The organism is Orenia sp. (genome assembly GCF_055140805.1).
In genome coordinates this window covers 1-6,644 of sequence record NZ_JBSQYM010000156.1, presented here as the reverse complement: position 1 = coordinate 6,644, position 6,644 = coordinate 1, and the positions used below count along the sequence as shown (strand labels likewise).

The following is a 6,644-nucleotide window of genomic DNA, read 5'->3' as shown; positions in this document are numbered from 1 at the left end:
CGGTGTGAGTGAGTAGTTTGAGTGTGTGTGAAGTGCCTTTCTATTGAATTTCACTCACACTCCCACACCAACTTACACTTATAAAAAGTGTCGCAATATATCCATTAAGTTACACCTAAAATTAAATACTGATAAATAATAAAGCTGCTTCAAATTAATTTGAAGCAGCTTTATTATTTGCTTTCTTGATTATTTTCAAAAATATTCATTATACTGTTAGAAAAGGCATCGGCTTTTCTCTCAAAATCTAGGTGTTGCATATTAAGACCGATAAAATAAGGGTGTTTGGGTATATCATCGCGAATATGTTTGACCTCATGGATAAATATCTTCTGTTGTAATTCAAAGCTCAAATTTTTATTGATAATTATGTAATAATTACCATGGCTTGATTTATAGACAAAACCCCATAGTTGTGGAGTAAGGTTAGTTATTTTAGGGTAGATATCATAATTGCGAGCAAGTTCGTAAAATTGTTGCGAATTATTCTGTAGATTCTTGAGAAAGGAGTTAATATCCTTATGCCCCATATCTTATTCTCTCCTCATCTTCAATAGTTTTAATTATCTCTATTACTCTATAGATTGATTCTTTGTCTAAGTTTCTAGTCTGTTTAAATAATAGTTGTAAATCCTCTCTTCTGGAGATTTCTTCCCAAAATTCATGTAATACTGGATCCTTTGATAGAACCTCTTTGATATGAAGGTTTGGATCTTGGCGTTGATTACTTCTACATAACAGATAATCGATAGATACATTAAATAGATCAGCTAACTTATTTAAAATATCTATATCAGGTTTTTTATCACCTAGTTCATAAAATACTACTTCAGATACTGGGATCTTTAATTCTAGAGCTAGTCCTCTTTGAGTTAACCCTCTCTTCTTTCTCTCATCTTCAAGTCTTTGGCTGAAAGTTGCCATATTTATTCACCACCTCTACTTTATAGTAATATATAAGGGATTGTCAGTTATTTAATCTAATTAATTTATTCTTCTATAACCAGATAAAATCCTGCTAAAAATCTTATATTAATACATAATTAGATGAAAATAAGCAGTGTGATTCATAGTTAGTCCATGTTAGAGATAAAGAGCTTAGGAGAGTATTCCCTTAAGCTCTTTTAACAATTTAATACGGTGACTTTTCTACTTATAGCTAAATTTTAATTTTCTAACCTTTTATTTTTATGTTCTAGGAATAATTAAAATTCTACCTGGGAATATTACATCAGGATCGGCGATATTATTCAATTCAACCAATGTATCTATATCAGTATTATATCTTTGGGAGATTGTGTATAAGCTATCTCCAGGGCGCACATAATATTCGATATGTCTACGTGGTGGTTTTGGAATTTCAATTGGCAGCGTAATGACTTGACCTGCTTGAGGATTATCAGCTAATCCTGGATTGAGTGCTCTAATCTTAGATACACTGGTATCATATTTGATTGCCAAGGCTCTTAATGTCTCTCCAGGTTGTAGTATATGCTCTGCATAATAACGGTCCCTAGGTGGTGGTGGTGCCTCTTCTTCTAGTGCACTCTCTAATTTATCTAACATATTAATCTGTCTAGCTTGTAGTGTTTCTAAATTTTCTGCTACTCTAACATAACGAGGGTCATCTAAAGAGTTTGTTAATTGATTATATAAAGCACGATTAGCCTTTTCATTCTTTAACAGTTTTTCTACTAGTTCTAAGCTACTAGGCATAGTGGCCTCCTTTCTAGTTGATTACTTTATTACAATATATGTGATAATGAGAATATATGTTAATCTATTTTTTAGTTTTAATATAGATAAACAACTTTAGAATGAAATAATAGAAAGATAGTGCGACACTTTGTGTCGAGTGTGAGCTATGAGTGTGAGTGTGTAAAACTTCTTTTTATTAGAGTTTACTCACACTCACACACCCACTCACGCTAATTTTAAAAGTGTCGCAATATACCCATTAGTTTTCATTTTAAAATCTGATAGTCATGATAAAGTCAAATTAACCTATAATTGTGATTAGACTCAAACTAATGTATATATCTAATAGTAAATGAGCAATATATTCTAGATGTCATTGAAATATTAAACTCAAGAAATTTATTTAAAATTAATTATTAAATAAATATATGGTGAAAAAGAATTGTTAGCCACAGGTTTTAACCTGTGTGTCCTATAAAGCCTACGGGTTAAAACCCGTAGCTAATTAAAATGTTAACTCTTTAATGCCATATAAATAGATTATTGTTGAAGCTATTGTAAATAGAACTCTAATTAAACAAAAGAGTAAATTAAAAAATAAATGTATAGATATCCTATTTACAAGGAATAATGTTAATGGAAACTTCAACTTGGCAATAAGTGGAGGGGAGTAGATGGGAAAAAAAGTTGAGATTTGTGGAGTTAATACCTCGGAACTACCGGTTTTAACCAATAAAGAGATGAGAAAATTATTTAGAAAGATGCAAGATGGAGACAAGTTTGCTAGAAATACAATTGTTGGTGGTAACCTACGATTGGTCTTAAGTGTATTACAGAGATTTAATAATCGGGGAGAGCCAATTGATGATCTTTTTCAAGTTGGCTGTATTGGGTTGATGAAAGCAATTGATAACTTTGATTTAAGTAAGAATGTTAGATTCTCTACCTATGCAGTTCCAATGATTATAGGGGAGATCAAGCGGCATCTTCGTGATAACAATCCGATTCGAGTTAGTCGTTCCTTAAGGGATACTGCATACAAGGCCTTGCAAATGAAAGAGAGTATAGAGAATAAAAAATCTAAAGAGCCTAATTTAAGTGAAATAGCTGAAGAATTAGGTATTTCAAGAGAAGATATAGTGTATGCTTTAGATGCAATTCAAGATCCGATTTCACTTTTTGAACCGATCTATCATGATGGTGGAGATCCAATTTATGTAATGGATCAAATCAGTGACAGTAAGAAAGAAGATGATAATTGGTTAGAAGCTATTGCTGTCCGTGAAGCATTAAGAAAATTAGATAATAGAGAGAAGCTAATTTTAGTATTAAGGTTTTATGAAGGAAAGACTCAGATGGAGGTAGCTGGAAATATAGGAATCTCTCAAGCCCAAGTGTCGAGATTAGAGAAAGCAGCTTTAGATAATTTAAAGAAGTACGTTAAGGAAGATTGAGGAGGATTAGTATGAAACGGGTCAGATTTGTAATCTTAATAGTCATAGTAATAGTTTCATTATTTATTTTACAAAGCAAAAGTAGTATAGTATTGGAGGACAAAGATACCCTTACATATGGAACTGATGATTTATTAAGATTACATATAGTTGCTAATAGTAATACTCTAGAAGATCAGAGAATAAAAAGAGATATTAGAGATGAAATTATAAAAAAAACCTCTAAGCTTTTTGTTTCTTTAAATAATCCTTTTCATGCTAAGGCTGTTGTCAAAGAAAATCTATCTTATATCAAAGGTATAGTTGAAGATAAATTAGCAGAATATAATAAAGATTATAAAGTGAGCTTAAAATTAGGTAAATTTCAATTTCCAACTAGAAGTTATGGAGATACAACTTTAGAAGCTGGTGAATATGAAGCTTTAAAGATACTTCTAGGAAAAGGTCGCGGTGAAAATTGGTGGTGTGTATTATTTCCACCTTTATGTTTTGTAGATTCTATGGATAAATTATCTGAGAGCGATCTAAAAAAATTAGCTACTAACAATGATTACCTAGCTAGTGAAGATATGGATGTAGAATTTAAGTTTAAATTTATAGAATTCTTAAAAAACAATCCTACATTTGTAAAATCTAAAGTAAAGTTATTTCATATTTTAGAGACTCCCTTTCCAGGTTTGAATAAGATATTCTTTTCTACTGAAAAGGGTAAAGAATAATTATTAAGAACCACAATAAAGCAGGTAGCGATGATATCGCTACCTGCTTTATTGTGGTTCAATACTATTATTACATAATATTGAGTAACAAACTTATGTTTTATACATATAATATTTATAAAGGAAGTTTAATCTAATAGTTTCTAATGGTTACTTATTAATTTGAAGGGGGATGAGTAGAGTTAAAACTTCAGAGCTAAAAAATAAAGAGGTTATTGATGTTAATAATGGTAAGCGTCTTGGGATTATAGCAGATATAGATATAGATTTAGTTGAAGGCAGAATTAAAGGGATATCGGTACCAAAGGAAGAGAAAGGATTTAAAATTTTTGGAGCAAAGGAGGATATATACATAGCTTGGGATGAAATAAGTAGAATTGGGCATGATGTAATATTGGTTGATGTGAGTAAGATAAATAATCATATGATTAATGAAGAATAATTAATCAGTAATAATGATTGATTAGTAATTATTCAAAACTAAGAATACTATCAATATACTTAAGCTGATAACCTTCAGAAATTTCTGAGGGTTTTTTATTATTTATAGATTTTAGAATATAAAAATCATAGTTTAGGAAAAATAATTATAAAATTAGTTATAATTTAAAACTTTAACAAAGGGGGCTATTAGTTATGTCTTTAAAGGATAAATTTGCTGATCAATTAGCAGAACTAAGTGGAGATGAGTTGGATAAATTAGAGAATATGGAGCTAGCAATTAATGAGGATAATCAGGGAAAAAGAATAAAATTAATGGTATTAAAGGATGAGAGATAATATTAATCCCCTTGATATATCAAGGGGATTAATATTTAGTTACTTTTATCTGATAGATGATATTTGTGATAAAAATATAATAAATTCAAAATTTATTATATAAAAATTGGACATCTCATATACAGTATGGTATTATTTGAATGTATACAAGATATTGTGTTTAAAAGTTATTAAGTTTAAGAAAGGAGAACGGCCATGCGATGTCCATACTGTACATATCTTGAAAGTAAAGTAGTAGATTCAAGAGCAACAGAAGAGAATACAACAATTAGACGAAGAAGAGAATGTTTAGAGTGTGGTAAGCGCTTTACAACTTATGAAAGAATAGATGAATTGCCAATTATGGTAGTTAAGCGTAATGGAGGTAGAGAGAGATTTGATCGTAATAAACTCTTAAATGGCTTATTGAAGTCTTGTGAAAAAAGACCTATCTCTAGAGACCAATTAGAAGGTGTAGTCAATTCTGTAGAGCAACAGATTAGAAATCAAATGGAAGATGAAATAGAGACTACTGTTATAGGGGAGTTAGTAATGAATTACTTAAGTAAATTAGATGAAGTGGCATACGTTCGCTTTGCTTCAGTATATAGACAATTTAAAGATATTGAGACCTTTAGAATGGAATTGGATAAATTATTAGGTGAATGATCTTCTAATGAACTATATATACTCTGCTATAAATTAACTATAAACGAGGTCTTATCCTCGTTTTTCTCTTATCTAAATTAAAATTAATAGGATAAAAACTATAATTATAGACAAGTATATAATTATAGTACATTGTGTTAGTTGAATCTTAATATAGATAATAGCGGTTAATAGATATATTGGAACAGTTTCGTGCTAAGAATCAGGAGTCTGGAATCTGTTAAATACACGATTTCCTATTTCCCGATTTATGAAAACTAAGTTGTTACCTTATCATTTTTTTACTAACACTATAGATCACACTATTTTGTGAATGCAGATGTAGAAGACTATCAAAATATTTGAAATTATAATTATATTATTTAAGTTGTATAAATATTGACTGGAGGATATAAATGGATAATTTATCTGAGGTAACTGAGAATTATTTAAAGAAATATAAGGTTGAGGATATAATAAATCAAAATTCTAAAATTTTATTTATTTTAGAATCCCCTCATACTCAAGAGATAAAGCAGGGGTATCCTGTAGCTGGAAGTTCAGGAGTAGATATGACCAAATTCATTTATGGTCAAGATTATAAGGATGCTTTCGGTAAGATAGTGAGTCAAATAGATAAGTATAGTGATAAATATTCCAACTTATCTGATTTTAGTATATTAAATGTAAGCTCTGCACCTATGCAAAAGGAAGGATTAAAAACTCATAAATTAAGTAGTAATGATGAACTGGTAATTGATATTTTAGAGAAGCTTCGAGTAAATTATAAATCTAAAAGACATAAGAATAAGGATTGGAATAGGGTTAAAAGTATCTTACTAGAAGATTTTAAGCGTCGTCTACTTTTAGCCTTAGAACAAAATAGTAGCATAGATTATTTGATCCCATGTGGTCGTTTTGCAGAGACTTACTTAAATTTAATTAAAGAGTTAGAAATGAGTATAGAGGAGAGGAGAATTATCAGTGAAATTCCCCATCCATCCTTTAACCAATGGTTCCATTATGACTCTATGGAGAAATTGAGAAAAATTTTAGATGAAATAGGAATAAGTTAGTGTTTTAATAGAGTACTTTCCTTATTATGATACTAGTTTAAATGAGTGTGGGTAAAGTTCAATTTTAAAGTATTACTAAAAGTAGATAGACTCACACTCATTAATCCAGTTAATCTTTGACTATAGTTGACTTTAGACTTGCTAAATAGTATATAGGCATCCAACTTTAGAATGAAACAATATAGTGATAATGCGACACTTTGTGTCGAGTGTGAGCTATGAGTGTGAGTGTGTGTAAAACTTCTTTTTATTAGGGTTTACTCACACTCACACACCCACTCACGCTAATT

At 30.1% G+C, this 6,644-nt stretch carries 9 protein-coding genes; 6 read left to right on the top strand and 3 right to left on the bottom strand.

Annotated features, from left to right (window positions below; genetic code table 11):
* Window positions 1-173 precede the first annotated feature (173 nt).
* The 3 genes from ACTCDL_RS13095 to ACTCDL_RS13085 form a co-directional block, all read right to left on the bottom strand.
* Window positions 174-530: a hypothetical protein gene (locus tag ACTCDL_RS13095; protein ID WP_463177517.1), complete on the bottom strand. Its 357-nt coding sequence runs from the start codon at window positions 528-530 to the stop codon at window positions 174-176.
* Window positions 520-924 (bottom strand): helix-turn-helix domain-containing protein, encoded by a 405-nt coding sequence (locus ACTCDL_RS13090; protein ID WP_463177514.1) that lies wholly within the window; start codon window positions 922-924, stop codon window positions 520-522. The genes ACTCDL_RS13095 and ACTCDL_RS13090 overlap by 11 nt, the downstream gene beginning before the upstream one ends.
* A 264-nt stretch (window positions 925-1,188) precedes the next feature.
* Entirely contained in the window at window positions 1,189-1,716 is a 528-nt protein-coding gene (locus ACTCDL_RS13085; protein WP_463177511.1) for a LysM peptidoglycan-binding domain-containing protein, read from the bottom strand.
* Between the two features lie 656 nt (window positions 1,717-2,372).
* On the opposite strand from ACTCDL_RS13085, the gene sigG reads away from it, so the two are divergent.
* The 6 genes from sigG (at window position 2,373) to ACTCDL_RS13055 (ending at window position 6,354) form a co-directional block, all read left to right on the top strand.
* Window positions 2,373-3,152: an RNA polymerase sporulation sigma factor SigG gene (gene sigG / locus ACTCDL_RS13080; protein ID WP_097017730.1), complete on the top strand. Its 780-nt coding sequence runs from the start codon at window positions 2,373-2,375 to the stop codon at window positions 3,150-3,152.
* Window positions 3,153-3,163: 11 nt separating this feature from the next.
* On the top strand, window positions 3,164-3,871 hold the full coding sequence (gene spoIIR / locus ACTCDL_RS13075) for a stage II sporulation protein R (protein ID WP_463177506.1): 708 nt from the start codon (window positions 3,164-3,166) through the stop codon (window positions 3,869-3,871).
* Window positions 3,872-4,043: 172 nt separating this feature from the next.
* Window positions 4,044-4,313, top strand: a complete 270-nt coding sequence (locus ACTCDL_RS13070; RefSeq protein ID WP_463177503.1) for a YlmC/YmxH family sporulation protein — start codon at window positions 4,044-4,046, stop codon at window positions 4,311-4,313.
* 194 nt (window positions 4,314-4,507) lie between these two features.
* Complete coding sequence (locus tag ACTCDL_RS13065) at window positions 4,508-4,651, top strand: hypothetical protein (RefSeq protein WP_463177500.1); 144 nt, start codon at window positions 4,508-4,510, stop codon at window positions 4,649-4,651.
* A 195-nt stretch (window positions 4,652-4,846) separates the two neighbouring features.
* Window positions 4,847-5,299, top strand: a complete 453-nt coding sequence (gene nrdR, locus ACTCDL_RS13060) for a transcriptional regulator NrdR (RefSeq protein WP_463177497.1) — start codon at window positions 4,847-4,849, stop codon at window positions 5,297-5,299.
* A gap of 395 nt (window positions 5,300-5,694) precedes the next feature.
* Window positions 5,695-6,354, top strand: coding sequence for a hypothetical protein (locus ACTCDL_RS13055; RefSeq protein ID WP_463177494.1), 660 nt, complete (start codon window positions 5,695-5,697; stop codon window positions 6,352-6,354).
* The last annotated feature ends 290 nt before the right edge of the window (window positions 6,355-6,644 follow it).

Excerpts from the sequence above, each read along its gene's own strand:
- ACTCDL_RS13095 (WP_463177517.1), bottom strand. The coding sequence starts at position 530 with ATGGGGCATAAGGATATTAACTCCTTTCTCAAGAATCTACAGAATAAT.
- ACTCDL_RS13065 (WP_463177500.1), top strand. The coding sequence starts at position 4,508 with ATGTCTTTAAAGGATAAATTTGCTGATCAATTAGCAGAACTAAGTGGA.
- ACTCDL_RS13090 (WP_463177514.1), bottom strand. The coding sequence starts at position 924 with ATGGCAACTTTCAGCCAAAGACTTGAAGATGAGAGAAAGAAGAGAGGG.
- ACTCDL_RS13085 (WP_463177511.1), bottom strand. The coding sequence starts at position 1,716 with ATGCCTAGTAGCTTAGAACTAGTAGAAAAACTGTTAAAGAATGAAAAG.
- ACTCDL_RS13070 (WP_463177503.1), top strand. The coding sequence starts at position 4,044 with ATGAGTAGAGTTAAAACTTCAGAGCTAAAAAATAAAGAGGTTATTGAT.
- ACTCDL_RS13055 (WP_463177494.1), top strand. The coding sequence starts at position 5,695 with ATGGATAATTTATCTGAGGTAACTGAGAATTATTTAAAGAAATATAAG.
- nrdR (WP_463177497.1), top strand. The coding sequence starts at position 4,847 with ATGCGATGTCCATACTGTACATATCTTGAAAGTAAAGTAGTAGATTCA.
- spoIIR (WP_463177506.1), top strand. The coding sequence starts at position 3,164 with ATGAAACGGGTCAGATTTGTAATCTTAATAGTCATAGTAATAGTTTCA.
- sigG (WP_097017730.1), top strand. The coding sequence starts at position 2,373 with ATGGGAAAAAAAGTTGAGATTTGTGGAGTTAATACCTCGGAACTACCG.